The sequence below is a fragment of the Paracoccus sp. MBLB3053 genome, assembly GCF_031822435.1.
GTDB lineage: Bacteria > Pseudomonadota > Alphaproteobacteria > Rhodobacterales > Rhodobacteraceae > Paracoccus > Paracoccus aurantius.
In genome coordinates, this window is the sequence record NZ_JAVQLW010000001.1 from 1659055 (window position 1) to 1685103 (window position 26049).

At 63.5% G+C, this 26049-nt stretch carries 24 protein-coding genes; 17 read left to right on the forward strand and 7 right to left on the reverse strand.

All coding sequences use genetic code 11. The features are described from left to right. Positions 1-717, reverse strand: a complete 717-nt coding sequence (hisA, locus tag RGQ15_RS08405) for a 1-(5-phosphoribosyl)-5-[(5-phosphoribosylamino)methylideneamino]imidazole-4-carboxamide isomerase (RefSeq protein ID WP_311159767.1) — start codon at positions 715-717, stop codon at positions 1-3. Positions 718-887: 170 nt separating this feature from the next. Between hisA and RGQ15_RS08410 the strand changes: the two genes are divergently transcribed. Then, positions 888-1286 (forward strand): DUF2147 domain-containing protein, encoded by a 399-nt coding sequence (locus RGQ15_RS08410; protein WP_311159768.1) that lies wholly within the window; start codon positions 888-890, stop codon positions 1284-1286. Between the two features lie 34 nt (positions 1287-1320). On the opposite strand, the gene hisH is transcribed toward RGQ15_RS08410, so the two are convergent. Further along, positions 1321-1950, reverse strand: coding sequence for an imidazole glycerol phosphate synthase subunit HisH (gene hisH, locus RGQ15_RS08415; protein WP_311159769.1), 630 nt, complete (start codon positions 1948-1950; stop codon positions 1321-1323). Then, positions 1950-2537 (reverse strand): imidazoleglycerol-phosphate dehydratase HisB, encoded by a 588-nt coding sequence (gene hisB / locus RGQ15_RS08420; protein ID WP_311159770.1) that lies wholly within the window; start codon positions 2535-2537, stop codon positions 1950-1952. Before hisB ends, hisH begins: the two co-directional genes overlap by 1 nt. Positions 2538-2686: 149 nt before the next feature. Between hisB and RGQ15_RS08425 the strand changes: the two genes are divergently transcribed. The 9 genes from RGQ15_RS08425 (at position 2687) to carB (ending at position 13392) form a co-directional block, all read left to right on the forward strand. After that, positions 2687-4420, forward strand: a complete 1734-nt coding sequence (locus RGQ15_RS08425) for a BCCT family transporter (RefSeq protein ID WP_311159771.1) — start codon at positions 2687-2689, stop codon at positions 4418-4420. A 126-nt stretch (positions 4421-4546) separates the two neighbouring features. Continuing rightward, complete coding sequence (locus RGQ15_RS08430) at positions 4547-5158, forward strand: hypothetical protein (RefSeq protein WP_311159772.1); 612 nt, start codon at positions 4547-4549, stop codon at positions 5156-5158. Between the two features lie 5 nt (positions 5159-5163). Further along, entirely contained in the window at positions 5164-5529 is a 366-nt protein-coding gene (locus RGQ15_RS08435) for a cell division protein ZapA (RefSeq protein ID WP_311159773.1), read from the forward strand. A gap of 261 nt (positions 5530-5790) precedes the next feature. After that, positions 5791-6933 (forward strand): sulfate ABC transporter substrate-binding protein, encoded by a 1143-nt coding sequence (locus RGQ15_RS08440; RefSeq protein WP_311159774.1) that lies wholly within the window; start codon positions 5791-5793, stop codon positions 6931-6933. 3 nt (positions 6934-6936) lie between these two features. Continuing rightward, a complete protein-coding gene (cysT, locus tag RGQ15_RS08445; RefSeq protein WP_311159775.1) occupies positions 6937-7779 on the forward strand; it encodes a sulfate ABC transporter permease subunit CysT in 843 nt (280 codons plus the stop codon). Further along, a complete protein-coding gene (cysW, locus tag RGQ15_RS08450; RefSeq protein WP_311159776.1) occupies positions 7772-8671 on the forward strand; it encodes a sulfate ABC transporter permease subunit CysW in 900 nt (299 codons plus the stop codon). Before cysT ends, cysW begins: the two co-directional genes overlap by 8 nt. A 7-nt stretch (positions 8672-8678) precedes the next feature. Further along, on the forward strand, positions 8679-9398 hold the full coding sequence (locus RGQ15_RS08455; protein WP_311161065.1) for a sulfate/molybdate ABC transporter ATP-binding protein: 720 nt from the start codon (positions 8679-8681) through the stop codon (positions 9396-9398). A 205-nt stretch (positions 9399-9603) separates the two neighbouring features. Further along, positions 9604-9828: a DUF2798 domain-containing protein gene (locus tag RGQ15_RS08460; RefSeq protein ID WP_311159777.1), complete on the forward strand. Its 225-nt coding sequence runs from the start codon at positions 9604-9606 to the stop codon at positions 9826-9828. Between the two features lie 231 nt (positions 9829-10059). Continuing rightward, complete coding sequence (gene carB / locus RGQ15_RS08465; protein ID WP_311159778.1) at positions 10060-13392, forward strand: carbamoyl-phosphate synthase large subunit; 3333 nt, start codon at positions 10060-10062, stop codon at positions 13390-13392. Positions 13393-13548: 156 nt separating this feature from the next. Here the strand turns inward: carB and RGQ15_RS08470 are convergent, their stop codons facing one another. From RGQ15_RS08470 to RGQ15_RS08480, 3 genes are all read right to left on the reverse strand, one after another. Further along, entirely contained in the window at positions 13549-14814 is a 1266-nt protein-coding gene (locus RGQ15_RS08470) for an MFS transporter (protein WP_409201310.1), read from the reverse strand. Between the two features lie 629 nt (positions 14815-15443). After that, positions 15444-15944, reverse strand: a complete 501-nt coding sequence (locus RGQ15_RS08475; protein ID WP_311159779.1) for a BrnA antitoxin family protein — start codon at positions 15942-15944, stop codon at positions 15444-15446. Between the two features lie 171 nt (positions 15945-16115). Then, positions 16116-16247, reverse strand: a complete 132-nt coding sequence (locus RGQ15_RS08480; protein WP_311159780.1) for a hypothetical protein — start codon at positions 16245-16247, stop codon at positions 16116-16118. Between the two features lie 309 nt (positions 16248-16556). On the opposite strand from RGQ15_RS08480, the gene aroC reads away from it, so the two are divergent. From aroC to phoB, 7 genes are all read left to right on the forward strand, one after another. Continuing rightward, positions 16557-17657 carry a chorismate synthase gene (gene aroC / locus RGQ15_RS08485; RefSeq protein WP_311159781.1) on the forward strand — a complete coding sequence of 367 codons (1101 nt, stop codon included), beginning with the start codon at positions 16557-16559 and terminating at the stop codon, positions 17655-17657. Between the two features lie 146 nt (positions 17658-17803). Beyond that, on the forward strand, positions 17804-18832 hold the full coding sequence (locus tag RGQ15_RS08490; protein WP_311159782.1) for a substrate-binding domain-containing protein: 1029 nt from the start codon (positions 17804-17806) through the stop codon (positions 18830-18832). Between the two features lie 70 nt (positions 18833-18902). Beyond that, positions 18903-20093, forward strand: coding sequence for a phosphate ABC transporter permease subunit PstC (pstC, locus tag RGQ15_RS08495; RefSeq protein WP_311159783.1), 1191 nt, complete (start codon positions 18903-18905; stop codon positions 20091-20093). Continuing rightward, positions 20090-21445: a phosphate ABC transporter permease PstA gene (gene pstA / locus RGQ15_RS08500; protein WP_311159784.1), complete on the forward strand. Its 1356-nt coding sequence runs from the start codon at positions 20090-20092 to the stop codon at positions 21443-21445. The genes pstC and pstA overlap by 4 nt, the downstream gene beginning before the upstream one ends. A 21-nt stretch (positions 21446-21466) precedes the next feature. Further along, positions 21467-22264, forward strand: a complete 798-nt coding sequence (gene pstB, locus RGQ15_RS08505) for a phosphate ABC transporter ATP-binding protein PstB (RefSeq protein WP_311159785.1) — start codon at positions 21467-21469, stop codon at positions 22262-22264. 22 nt (positions 22265-22286) lie between these two features. Continuing rightward, positions 22287-23009, forward strand: coding sequence for a phosphate signaling complex protein PhoU (gene phoU / locus RGQ15_RS08510; RefSeq protein WP_311159786.1), 723 nt, complete (start codon positions 22287-22289; stop codon positions 23007-23009). Positions 23010-23011: 2 nt separating this feature from the next. Beyond that, entirely contained in the window at positions 23012-23701 is a 690-nt protein-coding gene (phoB, locus tag RGQ15_RS08515; RefSeq protein ID WP_311159787.1) for a phosphate regulon transcriptional regulator PhoB, read from the forward strand. Positions 23702-23770: 69 nt separating this feature from the next. Here the strand turns inward: phoB and RGQ15_RS08520 are convergent, their stop codons facing one another. Further along, the gene (locus RGQ15_RS08520; protein WP_311159788.1) at positions 23771-26035 is read right to left on the reverse strand and encodes an OmpA family protein; all 2265 of its coding nucleotides are present in this window, start codon (positions 26033-26035) and stop codon (positions 23771-23773) included. Positions 26036-26049: the final 14 nt, after the last annotated feature.

A 26049-nucleotide genomic window follows, 5' to 3' on the forward strand; every position in this document is an offset into this window, starting at 1 on the left:
TTATGCCAGCGCGCGCAGCGCCTCGCCCAGATTGATCGCGCCATCGTAAAGCGCCCGGCCCGAGATCGCACCCGCAATCGAGCGTGCATCGCGCAGCGCCAGCAGATCCTGCATCGAACTGACGCCGCCCGAGGCGATGACGGGGATGTTGACGGCACGGGCCAGCGCCTCGGTCGCGGGGATGTTCGGCCCCTGCATCGCGCCGTCGCGGTCGATATCGGTGTAGATGATCGCGGAAACGCCGGCATCTTCGAACTGATGGGCGAGTTCAGTCACCATGATATTGGTTTCCTCGGCCCAGCCGCGGGTCGCCACGCGACCGCCGCGAGCGTCGATCCCGACCGCGATCTTGCCGGGGAATGCCAGAGCGGCCTCGCGCACCAGTGAGGGGTTCTCGACAGCGACGGTGCCCAGGATCACCCGCGACAGCCCGCGATCGATCCAGCTTTCGATCGTCGCCATGTCGCGGATGCCGCCCCCAAGCTGCGCGGGGATCTTCACGGCGGCCAGGATCGCCTCGACCGCCTCGGCATTGACCGGATGCCCGGCAAAGGCGCCGTTCAGGTCGACGAGATGCAGCCATTGCGCTCCGGCCTCCTCGAAGGCCTTTGCCTGGGCAGCCGGGTCGGTGCCGAAAACGGTCGCCGCTTCCATGTCGCCGCGCAGCAGACGGACGCAATTGCCGTCCTTGAGGTCGATGGCGGGGTAAAGGATCATCGCGTCTCTCCTGTCGTTGGCGCCCCTTTGCCACAGGATGCCGACAATCGGAAGGGGCAGGGCGGTCAGGCGCGGCACTCTTGCCAACGCCACGTCACGCTTGATCGCGGCACATCCGCACCAGCAATCTCGGCCCAGGGGGCATGGTCCCCGAAGGGGAGGAAACAACGATGAAACGACCGGCAATCGCCGCAGCCCTTGTCCTGGGGGCGGCCATGGGGGGCTCTGTCGCTCAGGCGGGCGGCATCAGCGGCGTCTTTCAGACGCAGCCCAATGACCAGGGACAGATCGGCATGGTCCAGTTCTACGATTGCGGCGGCAAGTATTGCGGCAAGCTGGTTCGGTCCTTCGACATGTCGGGCAAGGAAATCACCTCGAAGAACACGGGCAAGAACATCGTTGCCGGAATGTCCGACGATGGGAACGGCAAGTTTTCCGGCGGGACGATCTGGGACCCGGGCTCGGACAAGACCTACAAGTCCAAGATGCAGCTCGATGGCCAGACGCTGAACGTATCGGGCTGCGTCGCTGTCTTCTGCAAGACGCAGAAATGGACCCGCGCACGGTAGGACATGATCCGGGGGGGCAAGCCCCCGGTCGTTCTCAGGGCTGCCAGCGTAGGAAATTCGAGATGATGCGCAGCCCCACATCCTGTGATTTCTCGGGGTGGAACTGGGTGCCGACGATATTGTCGCGCCCGACCACCGCCGTCACCGGGCCTCCGTAATCGGCCGTAGCCAGCAGGTGGGCCGGATCGCGGACCAGAAACTGCCAGCTATGGACGAAATAGGCGTGATCGCCCGTGGCGATGCCTTCAAGCAGCGGGTGCGGCTGCAGGACCGTCAGGTCGTTCCAGCCCATATGAGGGACTTTCAGGCCGAGCGCATCGATCGCGTCGATTTCTCCGCCGATCCAGCCAAGCCCTGTCGTGTCGCGGTATTCATGGCCGATTTCGGCCAGCATCTGCATGCCGACGCAGATCCCCATGAAGGGCACGCCCCGCGACAACACCGCTTCGCGCAATACCTCGACCATGCCGGGAACGGCGTTCAGTGCCTCGCGACAGGCAGGAAAGGCACCGTCGCCGGGCAGCACGATCCGGTCGGCCGCGCGCACCGCCTCGGGGTCCGATGTGACAAAGACCTCGGCGCCGGTCTCGCGCCCCATCAGGGCAAAGGCCTTCTCGGCCGAATGCAGGTTTCCGCTATCGTAATCAACCAGCGCAACGCGCATCACAAGGCCCCCTTGGTCGAAGGCAGCACGCCCGCCATGCGCGGATCGGGTTCGACCGCCTCGCGCAGCGCGCGGGCGACGGCCTTGAATGCGGCCTCGGCGATGTGATGGCTGTTGAAGCCGTGCAGCCGGTCCACGTGCAGGGTGATGCCGCCATGGGTCGAAAGCGCCTGGAAGAATTCGCGCACCAGTTCGGTATCGAAGGTGCCGATCTTCGGGCTCGGGAAATCGACGTTCCAGACCAGGAAGGGCCGCGCCGAAAGGTCCAGCGCGGCGCGGATCAGCGTGTCGTCCATGGCAAGGTGAAACCTGCCATAGCGCCGGATGCCCTTCTTGTCGCCAAGCGCCCTGGTCAGCGCCTGACCGATGGCGATGCCCACGTCCTCGACCGTATGGTGGTCGTCGATATGGAGGTCGCCCTTCGCGCGGACGGTCAGGTCGATCAGCGAATGGCGCGACAGCTGGTCCAGCATGTGATCGAAGAAGCCGACACCGGTCTGGTTGTCGTATTTGCCCGTGCCGTCGAGGTTCACTTCGACCTCGATCTGCGTCTCGGCCGTGTCGCGGGTGATGGTTGCGCGGCGCATCTGTTTCTCCGTTCAGGACCTGCCGCCTTATAGGCAACGATCCTTTGACTGAAAAGTCGCGGCAGGACTAGGATGGAGCGATAAACCTGTAAAAACCCGTCTCTTTCGTCGCTGCTTCCCATGACCTAACGCCATGAACAGGAGAGTGCATGAGCGATTCTGCAGACAATCCCTCTTCGGGGGTATCCGAGCCCGAGCCCCAGTTAGATGACGAAGGCTTTCCCGCCCCGGAGGGACCGACGGCCCTGATCGAGACCGATTACGAGATCGGGCAGGACAACATCCAGGGCGAGGGCGCAATTCCCTATGACATCCATCATGTCGTCTTCGGGATTTCCTCGGCGACGATCGTCATCTTCACGATCGGGACCCTGGCGTTGCAGTATTTCACCGCCCAGCCGCCGATCGACGGCGTGCCCCAGGCCAGCGGGTCAGAGATCTTCTTCATCGGGTTGCGGGCCTGGCTGACAAGGAATCTCGACTGGTTCTTCATGCTGACGGGGAACATATTCGTGCTGCTCTGCCTGGGGCTGATCCTGTCGCCACTGGGCAAGATCCGGCTTGGCGGGCCGGATGCGACGCCCGATTTCAACCGGTCGGGATGGTTTGCCATGCTTTTCGCCGCCGGGATGGGCATCGGGCTGATGTTTTACGGCGTGGCCGAACCGCTCAGCCACTATGCCGACGCGTTCGGTGGCCAGGTGATCGAAAACGGCGTCAGGGTCGATGTCGCGCCCCTGGACGGGGCCGAGGGGGATGCGCTTGAATCCCGCCGCCTTGCCATGGCAGCGACGATTTTCCACTGGGGGTTGCACCCATGGGGGATCTACGCGGTCGTGGCCCTGTCGCTTGCTCTGTTCAGCTTCAACAAGGGGCTGCCATTGACCATGCGCTCGGTCTTCTACCCGATCTTCGGAGAGAAGATCTGGGGCTGGCCCGGGCATGTCATCGACATCCTCGCCGTCTTCGCTACGGTCTTCGGGCTGGCGACCTCGCTGGGATTCGGGGCCGAGCAGGCCGCCGCGGGGCTGCATTTCCTGTTCAACATCGGCGAAGGCATGACGACCAAGATCGTCCTGATCTGCTGCATCATCGCAGTCGCGACGATCAGCGTGGTCCTGGGGGTGGACAAGGGCGTGCAGACGCTTTCGCGCGCGAACATGATCCTCGCGCTGCTGCTTTTGCTCTTCATCATCCTGACCGGACCCACGCGCCAGATCCTGACCGGCTTCTTCGCGAATCTTGGGGCCTATACCCGCGACCTCGTACCGCTGTCGAACCCGTTCGGCCGGACCGACGACCCCTTCCGCGAGGGCTGGACGGGCTTCTACTGGGCCTGGTGGATCAGCTGGTCGCCCTTTGTCGGCATGTTCATCGCCCGTGTCTCGCGCGGGCGCACGGTCCGGGAATTCCTGCTGGCCGTGCTGATCGTGCCCTCGATCATCTCGGTCCTGTGGATGACGGCGCTGGGCGGTACGGCCATCTCGCAATTCCAGTCGGGCATCACCGGGGTGGCTTCTGCCGCGGTCGAACTGCAGCTTTTCGAGATGCTCAGCCATCTGCCCGTTCATGCGATCAGCAGCTTCGTGGGCATCGTCCTGGTGATCGTCTTCTTCATCACCTCGTCTGATTCCGGCTCGCTCGTGATCGACACGATCTGCGCGGGGGGCAAGGTCGACTCGCCAACCCCCCAGCGCATCTTCTGGTGCACGTTCGAAGGCGTCGTCGCCATCGTGCTGCTGCTGGGGGGCGGGCTTGCCGCGCTGCAGGCCATGGCGGTTTCCACCGGCTTTCCCTTCGCCATCGTCCTGCTCGGGTCCGTCTGGGCGATAATCCGCGGCCTCTTGGACGAAAGGCGAGAGATCGAGGACGCAGAAGCCTAAGCTGGCGGCACGAATCTGCGGATGGGCGTGGCGAATCCTCGCCCATCCTTGTCATATGGGCCAAGCGATGCGAAAAAGTCACAAACCTGTGCCTTTGACCAGCGACCCCGAAAGGAATTCCGGCCGATGAGAGACGACCTGAATGCCAGCGAAAAGCGCCTGATCGCGGCGCTGGACCGAATCGACAGCTTCATCGACCGAACGGCCGGTCTGCGCCTCTCCAAGGACGCCCCGGCCCCGGAAGACGACGAGGATACCGCAGCCCAGCTGCAGGAAGCACGCGCGCAAAACCAGCGCCTTGCCGATGAACTCGATGCGCTGCGGGCGTCGCACAGTTCGGCGGTGGCCGGATTCGAGGCGCGTCTGGGGGTGATGAACGACCGCCTTGCCGAGACCGAGCAGCGCGCCGTCGAACTTGCCGCCGCCAACGAAGCCCTGAGCACCGCGAACCGAGCGCTGATCTCGGCGCATCCCGAAAACGGTGCCGACCAGGCACGCAGCGCGCTCGAGGCGGAAATCGAATCGCTTCGCGCAAGCCGCATGGCCGAGATGGGCAAGCTGGGCGAAATCATCGATTCGCTCGACCAGATGTTCAATGACCCGCAGGGGCAGGGGGAAGATCCCCTGCCGGGCGCCCGGCAGCCCGCGATTGTCGAGACGCCGATTGCGCCGAATACCGAAATGGCTGACAGCGTCGCCGGCGACCTGACCGAAGCAAGCGACGAGCAGAGAGGCTGAAAGACATGGCTGAGGTCGAATTTTCGATCGGACACAAATCCTACACCCTCGCCTGCCAGGAGGGAGAGGAGCGGCTGCTCAAACGCGCCGCCGCGATGCTTGATACCGAAGCCAGGGCGATCCTCGATCAGGCTGGGCGCATGCCCGAGCCGCGCCTTCTGTTGCTGGCGGGGCTGATGCTTGCCGATCGTACATCGGCGATCGAGGACAAGCTTGCCTCGGCCGAACGGGAACTGAATCGGCTGAAACTCAGCCCGCAGCGTGTCGAGGTTCCGGTGGTGCCCGCAAGCCTGTCCGAGGCCATGGCCGAGCTTGCCGCCCGTGCCGAGGCGCTTGCCCAAAAGGCCGAGGAACAACTGGCCGAAGACTGATCCCTCCGACTTCGTGAACCATCGGGCCGCGCCTCCATCAGGGGGCGCGGCCCTTTCTATTCGGTCTGCCGATTCTGCCGCCAAGGCATCCTTTGGCGACAACGGAACGCGATCGCGGCATAATGAATTACCTTCAAGTATGGGAAATAATTAAGATTTAAAAACGACCTGGCAGTTCGTCTTTTTTCTTGAAATAAACGAGTAACCCTGTCGTAATTACGGCGTTGAGGCCATTGCCTCGAGGGGAGAAGGAAAGTCGCAATGATCCGCACGATCCGCGTGAATGACACCCAATTGGCCCATGGTCGCGTCGTCCGCCGACACCTGGATGGCCGCATGACCATTCAGGACGGAACCAAGCAGATGGTCGGCTATCCGCTTCGGCCCGGCCTTCTGGGCCGCGTGCTTGGCTTCGGCGCGCGCCGGGCCATGGCCATCGCGATGATGGCGCTGGGCGGGCTGACGATCGGCGTGGGCGCCCATGCCGAAAGCCTCCTGAATGTCAGCTACGACCCGACGCGCGAGCTTTACCGCGACGTGAACGCTGCCTTTGCCGAAAAATGGCAGGCCGAAGGCCATCAGGCCGCGAAGATCGAATCCTCGCATGGCGGTTCCGGCGCGCAGGCGCGGGCCGTGATCGACGGGCTCAAGGCGCAGGTGGTGACGCTGGCATTGGCGTCCGATATCGACAAGATCGCAGAAAAGGGCCTGCTGCCCCAAGACTGGCAGGCGCGCCTGCCGCATAATTCATCGCCCTACACCTCGACCATCGTTTTCCTCGTGCGCGAGGGGAACCCCAAGGGCATCAAGGACTGGGACGATCTGGTGAAGGACGGCGTCGAGGTCATCACGCCCAATCCCAAGACCTCGGGTGGGGCGCGCTGGAACTATCTTGCCGCCTGGGCCTGGGCGGAAAGGAACGGCCAGGACCCCAAGCAATTCGTGGCCGACATCTACAAGCACGTCCCGGTTCTCGATAGCGGCGCGCGCGGTTCGACGACGACCTTCACGCAGCGCGAGATCGGCGACGTGCTGCTGGCCTGGGAAAACGAGGCCTACCTGGCACTGAACGAGCTGGGCGATGACCAGTTCGACATCGTCGTGCCCTCGGTCTCGATCCTGGCAGAACCGCCGGTCGCCATCGTCGACAAGAACATCACGGATGACGCCCAGAAGAAGCTGGCCGAGGCCTATCTGGGTTTCCTCTACTCTCCCGAGGGGCAGGCGCTCGCCTTCAAGCACTATTACCGCGCCTGGGATGACAGCGCCGCGAACCCCGATGACGTGGCCCGTTTCCCCAAGCTCGATCTCGTGACCATCGCCGATTTCGGCGGCTGGCAGAAAGCGCAGCCCGAGCATTTCGGCGATGGCGGCGTGTTCGACCAGATCTATGCGGGGATGTGATCCATGACCCCGGCGCTGTTTCGCGCGCAAAGATCACCCATGCCGGGCTTCGGGCTTGGCATGGGGATCACCCTGACGATGCTGTCGCTGATCGTCATCCTGCCCGTCGGCGCATTGCTGGCCCAGGGCGCCAGTTACGGCCCGGCTGGCGTCTGGTCGACGGTCAACACGCCCCGCGTCTGGGCCGCGCTCTACCTGTCGTTCCGGCTGGCCTTCTTCGCCGCGCTCTTCAACCTGATCTTCGGCACGCTGCTGGCATGGGTTCTGGCGCGCTATACATTTCCGGGCCGCCGGCTGGTCGATGCCCTGGTCGATCTGCCCTTTGCCCTGCCGACCGCGGTGGCAGGTATCGCGCTGACCGCGCTTTATGCCCCGAACGGCGCCTTTGGCAACATCGCGAAATCGCTGGGCGGCAAGATCGCCTATACCGAATGGGGCATCCTGATCGCGCTGATCTTCGTGGGCCTGCCCTTCGTCACCCGCACCGTGCAGCCCGTCATCGCCGAGATCGAACGCGAGGTCGAGGAAGCGTCGGCCACCTTGGGGGCAGGGCGGTTCTATACCATCCGCAGGGTGATCCTGCCGATGCTCGCGCCTGCCGCACTCACGGGCTTTGCGCTGTCGCTCGCGCGCGCGGTTGGCGAATACGGCTCGGTCATCTTCATCGCGGGAAACCTGCCGATGCGGACCGAAATCGCGCCCCTGCTGATCGTCATCAAGCTTGAGGAATTCGACTATGACGGCGCGGCGGCCATCGGCATCGCCATGCTGCTGATCAGCTTCTCGATGCTACTCGTCATCAACCTCATCCAGATCTGGAGCCGGCGGAGGATCGGTCATGTATGACAGCACGCTTCACGAGCCCTATCTCACGCCGTCCGAAACGACGGCTGGGGGCTGGCGTCCCGCCACCGACGAAACGCCGCTGGCCCGTGCCATCCTGATCGCCGTCGCGATGGTCGGGCTCGCGATCCTCGTTCTCGCCCCGCTCGCCGTGGTCTTCGCCGAGGCCTTCGCCAAGGGCGCGGGGGCCGCGCTCGCCTCGCTGACCCAGCCCGAGGCCGCCTCGGCGATCAAGCTGACGCTGCTGGTCGCCGCGATCTCGGTTCCTGTCAACGCCGTCTTCGGCATCGCCGCCGCCTGGGTCATCACCAAGTTCGACTTTCGCGGCAAGGCGTTCCTCATCACGCTGATCGACCTGCCGTTCTCGGTTTCGCCCGTCGTGGCGGGCCTGGCGCTGGTCCTGCTTTTCGGCACGAACAGCCTTCTGGGCGGCTGGCTTGTCGCCTCGGGCTTCCCGATCATCTTCGCGCTGCCGGGGATCGTGCTGGCCTCGGTCTTCGTGACCTTTCCCTTCGTCGCCCGCGAGCTGATCCCGGTGATGATCGAGCAGGGCCGGACCGAGGAAGAGGCCGCGCTGACCCTCGGCGCCTCGGGCTGGCGCGTGTTCCTGACGGTGACGCTTCCGAATATCAGATGGGCGCTGCTTTACGGCGTGCTCTTGTGCAATGCGCGCGCGATGGGCGAATTCGGCGCGGTCGCCGTCGTCTCGGGCAAGATCCGGGGCCAGACCGCGACCATGCCGATCACCATCGAGATGCTCTACAACGAATATCTTTCCGTCGCCGCCTTCAGCCTGGCCGGTGTGCTGGCCATGCTCGCGCTGCTGACCCTGGTCCTGAAAACCGCGCTGGAATGGCGTCATGCCGACCAGCTTGCCGCAACCCGCCGCCACTGAGGTTCCCATGCATATCGAGATCGACGAAATCGCGAAAAGCTTCGGCGCGACGGCGGCCCTGCAGCCCGTCAGCCTGGCCATTCCCTCGGGCGCGCTGGTCGCGCTGCTGGGCCCATCCGGCTCGGGCAAGACGACGCTTCTGCGCATCCTGGGCGGGCTGGAATTCCCAAGTTCGGGTCGCGTCCTGTTCGACGGTCAGGACGCGACCGGGCTGTCGGTGCAGGACCGCCGCGCGGGCTTCGTCTTCCAAAGCTACGCGCTGTTCCGCCATATGACCGTCTTTGAAAACATTGCCTATGGGTTGCGCGCCCGCCCGCGCCGCACCCGCCCGCCCGAGGCCGAGATCGACCGCCGCGTGACCCGCCTTCTGGACCTGATCCAGCTGCCGCAGATCGCCGGCCGCTTCCCAAGCCAGCTGTCCGGCGGCCAGCGCCAGCGCGTGGCCCTTGCGCGCGCGCTCGCAATCGAGCCGCGCATGCTGCTGCTCGACGAGCCCTTCGGCGCGCTCGATGCGCGCGTGCGCAAGGAATTGCGCCAGGGCCTGCGCGAGATCCATGACACCACGGGCCTGACCACCGTCTTCGTGACCCACGATCAGGACGAGGCGATGGAACTGGCCGATCTGGTCGTCGTCATGTCGATGGGCCGGATCGAGCAGGTCGGCCGCCCGCAGGACATCCGCGCCCGTCCCGCAACGCCTTTCGTGCGCGAATTCATCGCGGCGTGACAGGCGGTTTCCTTGACTTCGACCCGCCCGCCACCTAACTCGGGCGGGTCGAAAAGATTTCAGGCCGGTTCGGTTATTCCGGCCCCCGCTGCGGCGGGATCCAGTCGCATCCATGCGAACCCACGGCACCAACTCTCAAGCTGGTGCTGCCGTGGTGAAAGGATGTTCCCTCGCTCGGCCACCCCCATAGGAAATGAGCGAAGCGATGAACAAGAAGACCCTTTTGATTGCCCAGGCCCTGATGTCCGGCATGATGGCCCTGCTGATGTCGGGCATCATGTCCCTGATCGTGCTGGGCCCGACCACCGAATGGCTGCATGGCTGGCCCCGCCAGTTCCTGACCGCATGGCCCATCGCCTTTGTCCTGACGCTGGGCGTCAGCCGCATCGCCTTTCCGCTGGCGGGCCGTCTTGCGCGGCTTTTGGGCTAGGGTGCCGATATCGACACCCGGCATCACCTTTCCGCTTGCAGTTTCCATGGGCTCGATTCTAGGGTCTCGATTCTGCGCTGCGGGGGCGGATGCCGCTGCAATGCAGCACATATCTTCCGCCAGATGCGGAGAGGCGATTTTTGGCGCGGGGGACGTTTCCCACCCTTGCGCCTTGGCTTGTCATGGCTATAACCCCGGTCGATTTATCAGCCGCCAGCCGAGGATGCCGTCATGCCGAAAAGAACCGATATCAAATCCATCCTGATCATCGGCGCCGGGCCCATCGTCATCGGCCAGGCCTGCGAATTCGACTATTCCGGTGCCCAGGCCTGCAAGGCGCTGCGCGAGGAAGGTTACCGGGTCATCCTGGTCAACTCGAACCCCGCGACGATCATGACCGACCCGGAAATGGCCGATGCGACCTATATCGAGCCGATCACCCCGGAAATGGTCGAAAAGATCATCGCCAAGGAACGCCCCGACGCGCTTCTGCCCACGATGGGCGGCCAGACCGGGTTGAACACCGCGCTGGCGCTGGCAGATGCGGGCGTCTTGAACCGCTACGGCGTCGAACTGATCGGCGCGCAGCGCGCCGCCATCGAAATGGCCGAAGACCGCAAGCTGTTCCGCGAGGCCATGGACCGCATCGGGCTGGAAAATCCGCGCGCGACCATCGTTTCCGCGCCCAAGCTCTCGAACGGCAAATATGACATCAAGGCCGGGATCGCGCAGGCAATCGCCGATCTGGAAGAAATCGGCCTGCCCGCGATCATCCGCCCCGCCTTCACCCTTGGCGGCACTGGCGGCGGCGTCGCCTATAACCGCGACGATTACGAACGCATCATCCGTTCGGGCCTGGAAGCCTCGCCCGTTGCGCAGGTGCTGGTCGATGAATCGCTGCTCGGCTGGAAGGAATATGAATTCGAGGTCGTCCGCGACCGCGCCGACAACGCCATCATCGTCTGCTCGATCGAAAACGTCGACCCGATGGGCGTTCATACGGGCGATTCGATCACCGTTGCCCCCGCGCTGACCTTGACCGACCGCGAATACCAGAACATGCGCAACGGCTCGATCGCCGTGCTGCGCGAAATCGGCGTCGAGACCGGCGGCTCGAACGTGCAATGGGCGGTGAACCCGAAAGACGGCCGTATGGTCGTCATCGAGATGAACCCGCGCGTCTCGCGGTCCTCGGCGCTTGCGTCCAAGGCGACCGGCTTCCCGATCGCCAAGATCGCCGCGAAGCTGGCCGTCGGCTACACCCTGGACGAACTCGACAACGACATCACCAAGGTCACCCCGGCCTCCTTCGAGCCCTCGATCGACTATGTCGTGACCAAGATCCCGCGTTTCGCCTTCGAGAAATTCCCGGGCTCGAAGCCGGAACTGACCACCGCGATGAAATCCGTGGGCGAGGTCATGGCGATTGGCCGCACCTTCCACGAATCGCTGCAAAAGGCGCTGACCTCGATGGAGAACGGGCTGACCGGCCTTGACGAGATCGAGATCCCCGGCGCGCCCGACAAGGCCGCCGTCATCAAGGCCATCAGCGCCCAGACCCCCGACCGCCTGCGCCTGATCGCGCAAGCCATGCGCGAGGGCCTGACGGATGACGAAATCCAGCACGCCACGGCCTTCGATCCGTGGTTCCTGTCGCGCCTGCGCGAGATCGTGGATGCGGAAAATGCCGTGCGCGAAAACGGCCTGCCGACCGATCTGGAAGCCCTGCGCAAGCTCAAGATGATGGGCTTCACCGATGCCCGCCTTGCGACGCTTTCGGCCCAGTCCGAAACCGCCGTACGCAAGGCCCGCCGCGCCCATGACCTGCATCCGGTCTTCAAGCGCATCGACACCTGCGCCGCCGAGTTCGAGGCCCAGACGCCCTACATGTATTCGACCTACGAAGCCCCCGCGATGGGCGACGTGGAAAACGAAGCCCGTCCTTCGGACCGCAAGAAGGTCGTGATCCTTGGCGGTGGCCCGAACCGCATCGGCCAGGGCATCGAGTTCGACTATTGCTGCTGCCATGCCTGCTTCGCGCTGACCAAGGCCGGCTATGAAACCATCATGGTCAACTGCAATCCCGAGACCGTCTCGACCGATTACGACACCTCGGATCGCCTCTATTTCGAGCCGCTGACCCTGGAACACGTCCTTGAAATCCTGCGCATCGAGCAGGAAAACGGCACGCTGCACGGCGTCATCGTGCAATTCGGCGGCCAGACGCCCCTGAAACTCGCGAATGCGCTGGAAGAAGAAGGCATCCCGATCCTCGGCACCACGCCGGACGCGATCGACCTGGCCGAGGACCGCGAGCGCTTCCAGAAGCTCCTGAACGACCTCGGCCTGAAGCAGCCGGTCAACGGCATCGCTTCCTCGGACGAGCAGGCCATCGAGATCGCCAAGCGCGTCGGCTTCCCGCTGGTCATCCGCCCGTCCTACGTGCTGGGCGGCCGCGCGATGGAAATCGTGCGCGACATGGACCAGCTCAACCGCTACATCCGCGAGGCCGTGAACGTCTCGGGCGACAGCCCCGTCCTGCTCGACAGCTACCTTTCGGGCGCGATCGAGGTCGATGTCGATGCGCTTTCCGACGGCAAGACCGTCCATGTCGCGGGCATCATGGAGCATATCGAGGAAGCCGGCGTGCATTCGGGCGACAGCGCCTGTTCGCTGCCGCCCCACACGCTTGATGCCGCCACGATTGCCGAGCTGAAGGTCCAGACCGAGGCGATGGCCAAGGCGCTGAACGTGGTTGGCCTGATGAACGTCCAGTTCGCGCTGAAGGACGGCGAGATCTACGTGCTCGAAGTCAACCCGCGCGCCTCGCGCACCGTGCCCTTCGTCGCCAAGGCCACCGACAGCGCGATTGCCTCGATCGCCGCGCGCCTGATGGCCGGGGAACCGATGTCGAACTTCCCGGCCCGCGCGCCCTATCCGGCGGGCGTCGGTCCCGAAGACCCGCTGCCCTTCGCCGACCCGCTGACGCTCGCCGATCCGAACACGCCCTGGTTCTCGGTCAAGGAAGCCGTGCTGCCCTTCGCCCGCTTCCCCGGCGTCGACACCATCCTCGGCCCGGAGATGCGCTCGACCGGCGAGGTCATGGGCTGGGATCGCACCTTCGCCCGCGCCTTCCTCAAGTCGCAGATGGGTGCCGGAACGCATCTTCCCGAAGAGGGGCTGGTCTTCATCTCGGTCAAGGATGCCGACAAGACCGAGGCGCTGGCCGCTGCCGCCCGCGACCTGACCGCGATGGGCTTCCGCCTGATCGCGACCAGCGGCACGGCAAGCTTCCTCAAGGCGGCAGGGGTCGAAACCGGGCTCGTGAACAAGGTCTATGAGGGCCGCCCGAATATCGTCGACCGCCTGAAGAATGGCGAGATCGCGATGGTCCTGAACACGACCGAAGGCGCCCAGGCCATCGCCGACTCGCGCGAAATCCGCGCCGTCGCGCTGAACGACAAGATCCCCTATTACACCACCGCCGCCGGCAGCATCGCCGCCGTGGCAGCGATCAAGTCGCGCGGCGAAGGGGAAGTCGGGGTGCGTTCGCTGCAGGCATAAGGCGCGGCCCGTCCACCAGAACGACGACACAGGGCCTCTCGGATGAGAGGCCCTTGTTTTTTCCTGGCAGTTTCGGAAACGCGGTCACGGTCAGGTTCTCGATGACGATCCGGGACGAGGTCCGAAAGATCCCGTCAAAGGCGGCGAATGCGCGGCTCACCTTGGCGCGTCGTCGTCCAGCGGGTCGAGTTCAGCGTTTTCCGCAGCCCAGGCGCTCGCTGCCTCCACCGCAACCGGGGTCGCCCCGGGAACCACGCTGATATAGCTCTCCGTGTCCTCGACGGGCATCTGCACGCGTCGCGACATGCGGTACAGCGCATATGCGGCGATCACCGTGAAGGTCGCCCCGAGAACCGTCCAGAACGCGAACGGACCCGTCGCATCCATGGTCCAACCCGTGATCAGCGGCCCCAGAATCGCCCCTGCACCGAACACGAAAACAAGTCCGCCGGATGCCCCGGGCATTTCGTCTGCGGTAAGATAGTCGTTGGTATATGCCAGCAGCAGGGCATAAAGCGGTGTCGTCATGCCGCCAGCGATGAATGCTGCGCTGATCAGCGCGAACTCGTTGTTTCCCGCAAAAAAACCAAGGACGCAGAAAACGGCGCCGATCAGCGCCGACCCACAGATCACCTTGCGGCGGTCGATGCGATCGGAAAGCCATCCGATCGGATATTGAAAGACAAGGGCCCCCGCAAAAAGCGCAGCCACGAACAGCGAGATCGCATCGGCTGTCATGCCCGTCTGAACGCCAAAGACGGCCCCCATGCCAGATTGCGTCGCGTAGATGGCGCCAAGAAAGAAAATACCGGTCGCGCCCAGTGGAGAGCTCGAAAACAGGCTCTTGAGCGAAATCGAGCGAGACACATCGGCAGCCGGGGCGGGCGAGACCGACAGGAGGATCGGCGCAAAGGAAATCGAGACGAGGATGGAGGCGCCGATGAACAAGGTCGATGTCGCCGCATCGCCCAGCGTGAGAAGCCACTGCGCACCTATGATGCCCAAGGTCTGGCAAATCATGTAGGCTGCGAGAACCTTGCCCCTGGTCTCGTTCGTCGATCTTGCGTTCAACCAACTCTCTGCGGTGACGTATATTCCCGACATGCAAAAGCCGATCAACACGCGCAGCGCCGTCCAGGACCAAGGGTCGGACATCAGCGGAAAGGCGATCAATCCTGCCGACATCAACCCACCAAGGGCGCCGAAGACGCGGACATGCCCCACGCGCCTGATCAAGACCGGGCTGTAGCGCGCACCGCTGAGAAAGCCTGCAAAATACCCCGAGGTGATGATGCCGAGCTCGGGCGCGGAAAAGCCCTCTATGGCGCCGCGCAGCCCCATCAGCGTAAACTGCATGCCGTTTCCAAGCATGATAAGAACGATGCCGACGAGAAGCGCCGTGATGCCTGAAAATGCCTGCAATCATCCGCTCCGCAGGTTCGTTCCCGCCCTACTATAACATCTGACGCGATGGATGGCGTGTGCCAAGGCCACGAGCGCGAAATTCCGATCAATCTCGCGGGATCGCGGCAGAGATCGCAGAATCACGCGCGCCTGCGTGGGAAGGCAGGACATTCTCTCGCCTCGACCAGATCCGCGGTTGTCCGCAACCCCGGCCGGGATGGAAGACATCAAAGCCCGGACCGGTCCGCCGCTCCGCAGGTTCGTTCCCGCCCTAATATAACGCCTGACGCGATGGATGGCGTGTGCCAAGGCCACGAGAACGAAATACAGATCAATCTCGCGGGATCGCGGCAGAGATCGCAGAACCACGCGCGCCTGCGTGGGAAGGCAGGACATTCTCTCGCCTCGACCAGATCCGCGGTTGTCCGCAAACCCGGCCGGGACGGAAGACATCAAAGCCCGGACCGGTCCGTGGTCTTGACCCGTGCAGGCCGCCTCTCGAATCTCCGCACCTCTTCCCCCCGGCCTGCCCTTGGCTGAGCGTGGGCTGCAAAGATGCAAGGGCAGAGGGTGACCGGTTGCTTGGCAATCGATCCGTTCGCGCAGAATGCGGCATTGCCCCCTTGGGATCGAAGCGGGCTCAATCCTCACCCCCTCTTCCCATCCAACTCCACCCGCCGCACCGCACTCGAAACCCGCTCCTCGCCCAGCGGCACGCCCGCCTCGTCCCAGCCCGTGGCCTCATCGCCCAGGACTTCCTCTTCCATCCGTTGCAGATCACCCCAGCGCGGCCGGGGGCCGTCGAGCCCGTCTTCGATCCGGCGCTTCATGTAATCCATCGTCTCGGCCCCGCGGATCATTCCGGCCAGCCGCGCATGCATCCAGACCGACAGCACCCGGTTCAACCTTGGCTGCCAATCCGCCCCGGTCGAGCGGAAGAAGCGCGCGATCTCATCGTCCAGCCGGATGGTCACGCGGGTCTTCTTCCGTTCGCCCTTGTCGCGGGCGATTTCGTGCCATTCCTCGGGGATGCGCAGATCGGCCATCAGCCGCTGGTGCAGATCCCATTCCAGCATCCGCATGGCATCCGCCATGTAGTGATAATTCACCCGTCGCTGCTCTTCCGCCTTGCCGACCATCGCGCCCATCCGCCCTGCATCCTGGCCGGATCATCCATGGTGGCTCGTTAACAGGGGCTGAACGCGGCGGGCGTTGCCTGTGTACGCGCGGTGTACGGGCTGTGTACGCCTGCTGCACGGGCGGTGCGGGCAGGACCGGAAAGGGGAAAGGGCGCGGGTGTCTCCGGCCCGCGCCCTCCCTTACTGCCCTGCCGCACCCCACCACAAGCACAGCGAGCAGTGACCCAGTTTGACCCGTTCCTTTGCATGATGCCCGGCTTGCCGGGCATAGTCGAGAATGAGCAGACCGATTTCCAGGTCGGAAAATCCCATGCGGATCTTCCGCGCAACTGACGATAGAACACGCCCTGCCGGGCCGAACGCCCGATCCTGCCGCCCTCCGGGCCAGATTTTCTTGCGCCTCGCTGCCACGATGCGTCCCCATTTCCGCTTCGTTTGCAACAGCGCGGATATTTCCATGATGGGCGTGAACGCGATGTGAATGCAATTAGCGGTTTGATACAAAAAGATTTAATTTGCGAATTGGTGATTCGGAAGCGCTGAGTTTCTGTCCGTTTCGCCAGGATTTCCCGTTGCCTGCGCCGGATTCGGCCGCTATCGCAGGCGAAAAGGGTCGGACATATGAGCTTCAATTCCTTCGGGCGCATCTTCACCTTCACCACCTGGGGCGAAAGCCATGGCCCGGCGCTTGGTGCAACCGTCGATGGCTGCCCGCCCGGCGTGGCCCTGGACGAAGCGTTCATCCAGCACTTCCTTGACCGGCGCCGACCCGGCACTTCGAAATTCACCACCCAGCGGCAGGAACCCGACCAGGTCCGCATTCTGTCGGGCGTGTTCGAAGGCCAGACGACCGGCACGCCGATCCAGCTGATGATCGAGAATACCGACCAGCGCAGCAAGGATTACGGCGACATCGCGCAGGCCTTCCGGCCCGGCCATGCCGATATCGCCTACCAGATGAAATACGGCATTCGCGACTATCGCGGCGGTGGGCGCTCGAGCGCGCGCGAAACGGCCGCCCGCGTTGCGGCAGGGGGCGTGGCTCAGGCGGTGCTGCGCGATCTCGTGCCGGGCCTGAAGATCACCGGATACATGATCCAGATGGGCGAACTGCATCTGGATCGCGCGAATTTCGACGCCTCCGAGATCGCCAACAACCCGTTCTTCCTGCCCGACGCATCGGCCGTTCCGGCCTGGGGGGACTATCTGAACGCCATCCGCAAGGATCAAAACAGCGTCGGCGCCGCGATCGAGGTTCTGATCGAGGGTTGCCCGCCGGGGCTCGGCGCGCCGGTCTATGCCAAGCTTGATACCGACCTTGCGGCGGCGATGATGTCGATCAATGCGGTCAAGGGCGTCGAGATCGGCGAAGGCATGGCTGCGGCGGCCATGACCGGCACCGCGAATGCCGACGAGATCCGGATGGGCAAAGGCGGTCCGGAGTTTCTCTCGAACCATGCCGGGGGCATTCTGGGCGGTATCTCGACCGGCCAGGACATCGCCGTCCGGTTCTCGGTCAAGCCGACAAGCTCGATCCTGACCCCGCGCCGCACGATCAACCAGCGAGGCGAGGAAATCGAGCTTATCACCAAGGGCCGTCACGATCCCTGCGTCGGCATCCGCGCCGTGCCGATTGCCGAGGCTATGGCAGCCTGCGTGGTCCTCGATCACCTGCTTCTCGACCGCGCCCAGACCGGCGGACAGCGTGGTCATATAGGATAAAACTGTCCCCAGGATTCTGGCCTTCGGGCCAGCTTCAGGCCAATTGTCACACTCTCGTCACACTTCCTTCGCATAAGCGTCGCAAAACGACACTAGGGATCGCGCAGGCCGATCCCGGCTCTCAGGAAATGTTCAGGAGTGATCCTATGAAAACCGCAAAAATCGCCGTTTCGGCCCTTGCCATGATCGCCGCCTCGGCGACGATTGCTTCGGCCCGCGACCAGATCCAGATCGCTGGGTCCTCCACCGTGCTGCCCTATGCCACCATCGTCGCGGAAGCCTTTGGCGAGAACTCCGACTTCCCGACCCCGGTCGTGGAATCGGGCGGTTCCTCGGCGGGTCTCAAGAAATTCTGCGAAGGCGTCGGCGAAAACACCATCGACATCGCCAACGCGTCGCGCGCGATCAAGGAATCGGAAATCGAAGCCTGCAAGGCCGCTGGCGTGACCGACATCATGGAAGTCCGCATCGGCTATGACGGCATCGTTTTTGCCAGCGACATCGAAGGCAATGACTTCCAGTTCACCGCCGCTGACTGGTTCAACGCGCTGGCCGCCAAGGTCGTGAAAGACGGCAAGGTCGTCGAAAACACCGCGACCAAGTGGAACGAAGTGCGCGCCGACCTGCCCGAGCAAGAGATCCTGGCCTTCGTTCCGGGCACCAAGCACGGCACCCGCGAAGTGTTCGAAGAGAAAGTCATCGCCGCTGGCTGCAAGGAATCGGGCGCCGCTGACGTGTTCACGGCCGAGTTGGGCGAAGATGCTGCCAAGGAAGCCTGCATGGCACTGCGCACCGACGGCAAGTCGGTCGATATCGACGGCGACTACACCGAAACCCTGGCCCGCATCCAGTCGGCCAAGAACGGCATCGGCGTCTTCGGCCTGTCCTTCTATGAAAACAACACCGACAAGCTGAAGGTCGCGACCATCGGCGGCGTGACGCCTTCGACCGAAACCATCGCCAAGGGTGAATACCCGGTTTCGCGCCCGCTGTTCTTCTATGTGAAGAAAGCCCATATCGGCGAGATCCAGGGCCTGAAGGAATATGTCGAATTCTTCGTGTCGGACGAGCTGGCCGGCCCGGAAGGCCCGCTGGCCGCCTACGGTCTGGTTGCTGACCCGGAACTGGCGGCCACGCAATCGGCCGTTGCCAACGAAACGACGCTGACCAACTGATCCTGAAAGGCGCGGGGGGGCACTCCCCCGCGCCGAGTTTCGTCCTTCCCGTCCCCAATCCGAGGCTCACATGCCTGTCTCCTGGACCTTGCTGATCGTCCTGGCCATGGCAGCCGCCGGATTTGTTATCGGCCGCTCGCGCGTTCTCGCGGCGGCCGGTGGCGATTCCCGCAAGCTGCATTCGCGCACCAGCTATTACGGCTGGAACATCGCGCTGTTCACCGCTGTTCCTGCCCTGTTCCTGATCGCGATCTGGCTATTTGCGCAACCGGGTGTCGACCGCTGGGTCCTTGCAGCCGTATCGCTGGCACTTGCAGTCGCGGGCCTGGGCCTTTCCCTTTCGCGCACGGCACCGGATTTCCGTGCCCGCAATGCCGTCGAAACCTTCGTGCGCGGCCTTTTGATCCTTTGCTCGAGCATCGCGATCCTGACCACTGCGGGCATCGTGCTGTCGATGCTGTTCGAAACCGGGAACTTCTTCAGCCAGTATCCCTGGCAGGATTTCTTCTTCGGCACGACCTGGTCGCCGCGCTTCGGTGGAGGGTCCGAACTGGGCATTCTGCCATTGGTTTGGGGCACGCTTTACATCTCGGTCATCGCGCTGGCGGTTTCGATCCCGATCGGGCTGTTCGCGGCAATCTACATGTCCGAATATGCCTCGCATCGGCTGCGCAGCATTGCGAAACCCCTGATCGAAATCCTCGCGGGCATTCCCACCATTGTCTACGGTCTTTTCGCGCTGATTACCGTTGGACCGTTGCTGCGCGACTATTTCGCACAGCCGCTGGGTCTGGGAAGCTCCGGCTCCTCCGTGATGACGGCGGGACTGGTCATGGGCATCATGCTGATCCCCTTTGTCAGCTCGCTCTCCGACGACATCATCAACGCGGTGCCCCAATCGCTGCGTGACGGCGCCTACGGCCTTGGCTCGACCCGGTCCGAGACTGTGCGCAAGGTCGTCCTTCCAGCCGCTTTGCCCGGCATCGTGGGCGCAATCCTTCTGGCCGCATCGCGTGCGATCGGAGAAACCATGATCGTGGTGATGGGCGCTGGCGCCGCCGCGCGGATGGGGCTGAACCCGTTCGAGGCCATGACGACGATCACCGTCAAGATCGTCAGCCAGTTGACCGGTGATACCGATTTCGCCGCGCCCGAAACGCTGGTCGCATTTGCTTTGGGCCTGACGCTGTTCGTCGTCACGCTTGGGCTGAACATCGTCGCGCTCTACGTCGTGCGCAAGTATCGGGAGCAATACGAATGACCGACGCAACCCTCCCGACTGCATCGAGCGCGCCGCATCCGAAAAGCTCTCTGCTCGTTGCCGATGAGCGCACCCGCAAACGCAATGCCGCCGAGGCGCGCTTCCGCGCCTATGGCCTGGGCGCAATCATCATTTCGATCATTGCGCTGATCATCCTGCTCAGCACGATTCTCGGCAACGGTCTCGGAGCATTCCGCCAGACCTATCTCGAACTGCCGGTGACCCTCGATGCCGCGCAGATCGACAAAAGCGGCAATCGCGACCTCGAGGAAATCAAGAAGGTCCTGACGCTGACCTATGGCAAGCTGCTCGACGAGGCGCTGCAGACCGCGATCACGGAAAACGGCATCGTCATCGACGGGATCGCCGACAAGGACATCAAGGACCTGATCTCGAAAGAGGCCTCGGCCCAGCTTCGCAACCAGGTGCTGGCCGATCCGGAAATCATCGGCCAGACCATCGACGGTCGCGTGCTGGTCAATGGCCGCGTCGACGGCTACTACAAGGGCCGTGTCTCGTTGGAGAGCGCGGCGCGTGACAGCAATACCTCTCCCGAGCAACTTCGACTGGCTGACGCGCTCAAGGAAAAGGGGATGCTCGCGACCGAGTGGAACTGGTCCTTCCTGACCAATCCCGATGCGTCCGACCAGCGTCCCGAGGCCGCAGGCGTCGGCGTCGCGATCCTGGGCTCGCTCTACATGATGCTGGTCGTGCTTTTCCTGGCCGTTCCGATCGGTGTCGCCGCGTCGATCTATCTTGAGGAATTCGCGCCCAAGAACCGGCTGACCGATATCATCGAGGTCAATATCTCGAACCTCGCGGCCGTGCCTTCGATCGTCTTCGGTATCCTCGGCCTTGCCGCCTTCATCAACTTCGCGGGCCTGCCGCAATCGGCACCGATCGTCGGCGGCCTCGTGCTGACGCTGATGACCCTGCCGACGATCATCATCGCGACCCGCGCGGCGCTCAAGGCCGTTCCGCCCTCGATCCGTTCAGCTGCGCTTGGGGTAGGGGCCTCGAAGATGCAATCGGTCTTCCACCACGTCCTGCCGCTGGCCTTGCCAGGCATCTTGACCGGGACGATCATCGGCCTCGCGCAGGCATTGGGGGAAACCGCTCCGCTCCTGCTGATCGGTATGGTGGCCTTCGTCAAGAACTTCCCCGGCGCGCCGCCGGAAGGGTTGTTCGATCCGGCCTCGGCTCTGCCCGTTCAGGTCTACAACTGGACCCAACGCGCTGATCCGGCCTTCATGGAACGTGCATCCGGGGCGATCATCGTCCTGCTCGTCTTCCTGCTGTGCATGAACCTTATCGCCATTTTCCTGCGTCGCAAATTCGAGCGGCGGTGGTAAATCCAGAAAGGAATTACCAATATGAACGACATGAGAATTCTGGAGCGCGCCGTGGAACAGACGGATATCAAGATCTCCGCCCGCAAGGTTCAGGTCTATTACGGCGACAAGCATGCCATCAAGGATGTCGACGTAGACATCCTCGACAAGACGGTGACTGCCTTTATCGGACCTTCGGGCTGCGGCAAGTCGACCTTCCTGCGCTGCCTCAACCGCATGAACGACACGATCGAGAATTGCCGCGTCGATGGCCAGATCGACCTGGACGGCGAAGACATCTATGATCGCCGCGTTGACCCGGTGCAGCTTCGCGCCCGCGTCGGTATGGTCTTCCAGAAACCCAACCCCTTCCCGAAGTCGATCTATGACAACGTGGCTTACGGTCCGCGCATCCACGGCCTGGCCCGCAACCGGGCTGAACTGGACGACCTGGTCGAGAAATCACTGCGCGGTGCCGCCCTCTGGAACGAAGTCAAGGATCGCCTGAGCGAGCCGGGAACGGGTCTTTCGGGCGGTCAGCAGCAGCGCCTTTGCATTGCCCGCGCCGTGGCGACCTCGCCCGAGGTCCTGCTGATGGATGAGCCCTGTTCGGCTCTGGACCCCATCGCGACGAGCCAGGTCGAAGACCTTATCGATCAGCTGCGCGAAAAGTTTTCCGTGGTGATCGTGACGCACTCGATGCAGCAGGCCGCGCGCGTCAGCCAGAAGACGGCCTTCTTCCACCTGGGCAACCTGGTCGAATATGGCGATACGGACGACATTTTCACCCGGCCGCGCGATCCCCGCACGGAAAGCTACATTTCCGGCCGCATCGGCTGAGCCGGTCCCGAAAGGATTTCAGATGAACAGCGAACGTCATATCATGTCGGCCTTCGACCGCGATCTCGAAGGTGTCCAGGCGCTGGTGGTCAAGATGGGCGGGATGGTCGAAACGGCCATCCACGACTCTGCCATCGCCCTGGAAACGCGCGACGAGGAACTGGCCGAGGATGTCCGCCGTCGTGACAAGGCGATCGACGAACTCGAATTGAAGATCAACGAAGAGGCCGCGCGACTGATCGCCCTGCGCGCGCCGCGCGCGACCGATCTGCGCACCGCGCTGACGGTCATCAAGATCTCGGCCATTCTCGAACGCGTGGGCGATTATGCGAAGAACATCGCCAAGCGCAGCCACGTTCTGGTCCATATGCCGGCCGTCGAAAGCTCGGGCATGGCATTGCGGCGCATGTCTCTGACGGTCGAGGGCATGATGAAGGATGCGCTGGACGCCTATATCCAGCGCGATGCGGCTCTGGCCGCCGATGTGCGCAAGCGTGATCTGGAAGTGGACCAGATGTACAATGCGCTGTTCCGCGAATTCCTGACCTACATGATGGAAGACCCGCGCAACATCACGGCCTGCATGCATCTGCATTTCATCGCCAAGAACATCGAACGCATGGGTGACCATGCCACGGGGATCGCCGAGCAGGTCATCTACCTTGCGACCGGCGAGCTGCCCGAGGACGCGCGTCCGAAAAGCGACAGCGTCACCCGGGCCACCCTGAACGAGGGCGAGGACTGACGATGGCACAGACCCAACCCTGCGTGCTGGTCGTCGAGGACGAAGGCGCTCAGCGCGAGGTGCTGCAATACAATCTCGAGGCCGAAGGTTTCACGGTTGTTCTGGCCGAGAATGGCGACGAGGCCATGCTGCTGGTTGCCGAAGAACAGCCCGATCTGATCGTGCTCGATTGGATGCTGCCGAATGTCAGCGGGATCGAGGTCTGCCGTCGTGTCAAGGCCGATCCGAACACGCGTCAGATCCCGATCATCATGCTGTCGGCGCGTTCCGAAGAGGTGGACCGGGTTCGCGGGCTTGAAACCGGTGCCGACGACTATGTCGTCAAACCCTACTCGGTTGTCGAACTCATGGCTCGCCTGCGCACCCAGTTGCGCCGCACGCGCCCGGCCACGATGGGCGAGCGGCTTTCCTATGGCGATATCATCCTGGATGCAGGCGAACACCGTGTCTTCCGTGCCGGCCAGCCGTTGCACCTCGGGCCGACCGAATTCCGCCTGCTTTCGACGCTGATGGAAAAGCCGGGACGTGTCTGGACCCGCGAACAGCTTCTGGACCGGGTCTGGGGCCGCGATATCTACGTCGATACCCGCACCATTGACGTCCATGTTGGACGGCTTCGCAAGGCGCTCATGGTGAATGGTGGGGAAAATCCGGTCCGGACCGTGCGCGGAACCGGCTACGCGCTCGGCTAAACCGGACTGGATTGAAGCAAATCAAGAACCGCGGGCAACTGCCCGCGGTTTTCGTTTTTCACATGGGGCCTAGTTATTGCCCTGCGCCAGAAGATCCGTGATGCGACGCACTGCGACGCGGCGGTTTGCGCGCTCGGCCGTCTCGGTCGGCACCAGCAGGAATTCTTCGCCATAGCCCTGAACCACCATGTTCTCGGGCGGCACCTGGAAATATTCGGTCAAGGCCAGGGCAAGAGATTCCGCCCGCCTGTCCGAAAGCGCGAGGTTCATGGCACGAGATCCGACGGCATCGGTATAGCCCTCGATCATGAAGATCTCGTTCGGGTTCTCGTCGATCGAATCGCGGATCACCTTCCCCAGTGTGGCCAGCTGGTCTGCCTGGTCAGATGTCAGGGCCGAAGACCCGGTATCGAAGGTGATCTGGGGGACGTTGACTGGCGCGACCAGTGAACGAACCTCGGGGATGTCCCGGATCTGTCCCAGCGAAAAGCGCCGATCCGCCCCGGATTCGCTGAGCAGGGCCGCCCGCAATTCATCCTCGCGCAGGGGGCGGTCATAGTACTGGACCGGCTTCGGTTGCGGCAGGGTTGACACCTGGACGGGCTGCACGTTGGTATCGTCGATCAGCCGTGTTTCGCGCCCGTCCGGACTGACCAGCCAACGCTGCAGCACATTCATGTTGGCATCGCGAATGGTCACGACGCGGCTGCCATCCGCCCGCAGAACGGTCGTGCGGGTCGAGCCGTCGGCAAAAGTTTCAGTCTGCACGTCGGAACCAGGCTGATAAAGCAGGGCGTTGTCGTCGCGGATGATCTGCTGACTGCCGTCCGGCAGCATGGTCACCACCCGGTCCCCGGTGTTCAGCGCAACCTGTCGATTGCCATCCAGAAGCTTTCCGACCGCCATGCCGGCCGCACCGGCCAGTAGCAGCGTGCCGATCTGCTTGAGCCTGTCCTTGTCGTCATCATCATTATCATTGTCCCGCGCCTCGCGGCGTTCATCCTCGCGGCGCTGCAGATCGCGCTCTCGACGATCGAGATCACGTTCGCCCTGACGGATTTCCCCTTCGCGACGTTCAAGATCGCGGCGCAGGTCCTGTTCCCGCAGGCGACGGCCGTTTTCGTCTTGGGCACCATCTTCGACGCGGGTGCGGAACTCCTCGTCAGAACGGCGCACGGCATTCTCGCCGATCTTCTGCTCGGTGATCTTGCCTTCGGATTTCCCGGCCGCGAGCGCCGCCGCCGCCGGAAGTGCAGTGACTTCGGCTGCCCGCTTCGAGACTTCGCTGGGGGCATGACGCGCTTCGGGGGCCGCAACCTGTGCCTCGCCGTCGCCGCGCTCAAGGCGTCGCTGCAGCTCGTTAGGGGTCAACTCGCCGCCCTTCTGATCTGCCTGGCGGGTTTCCTTCTCGGCACGCTTGGCGTCACGCTCCCGCGGTTCTCCGCCCTCTGGCGCGGGCTGTTGACCCTCCTGCCGGGCCCGGCGCTCCGCTTTCTGCTTCTGCTCCTTTTCCTCCATGGCGCGGCGCAATTCACCCGAATCCGGGGATGTGTCAGGTTGTGCGCGGCGCTCTGCTTTCTCTCGGTCGGCTCCAGCGTCTTGCTTGGGCTTCAGCGCTGCATCTGCGGCTTCGCCCTGCCTGCGACCTGGCTGCTTTTCGTCCTGAACGGCGCGGCGCTCGTCTTGCGTTCCCTCGCCGATCGCGGCTGCGGGCAGTCCCGCGACAGGTGCCGAAACGTCGCGATCCCGCGACTGTTCCGTTGCAGCCTCCTCTGCGACCCCCCGCTGCTTTTGGCGTGCATCATCCCGCGGCTGGGCGGCCTTTTCGCGAGGCTCGCCTTTCTGAGCCTGAGCGTCGGATGCTTCGGGTGCCGCTGTCTTTTCAGGTTCGCCAGGAACGAGACGCCGCTGCTCTGGTGCTTCTGCCTTCGGGGCTGGGGCATCCTTGCGCTCGCGCTGTGCCTGGGACTCGGGCTCACGGGCCCTCTCATCAACCTGTTCGCGGCGCGGCTGGCGGTCCTGCGCCTTCGGTTGGTCGGGGTTCTCGTTGCGGTTGGCAGCCTTTTGATCTTGCTGTTTCTCCTGCCGCTCTTTCTGCTTGGCCTCTTCGCGCTGCTTCTTTTCCTGCTGCTTTTGCTGCCGGGCCTGCTCTTGCGCTTCCTTGCGCTCCTGCTTTTTCTGCTGCTTCTCCGCCTGGTCCTGCTGCTGCTCCTTCTTTTTCTGCTGCAGGATGATTTCGTCCTGCTGGGGGTCGGCCTGAGCCAGCGCCAGGTCGGGCGCAATCAGCGAAAGGCTTGCCACGATTGCCGTGGTCGTTTTCAAAATGCGACGCATGTCGGTTCCTTTTC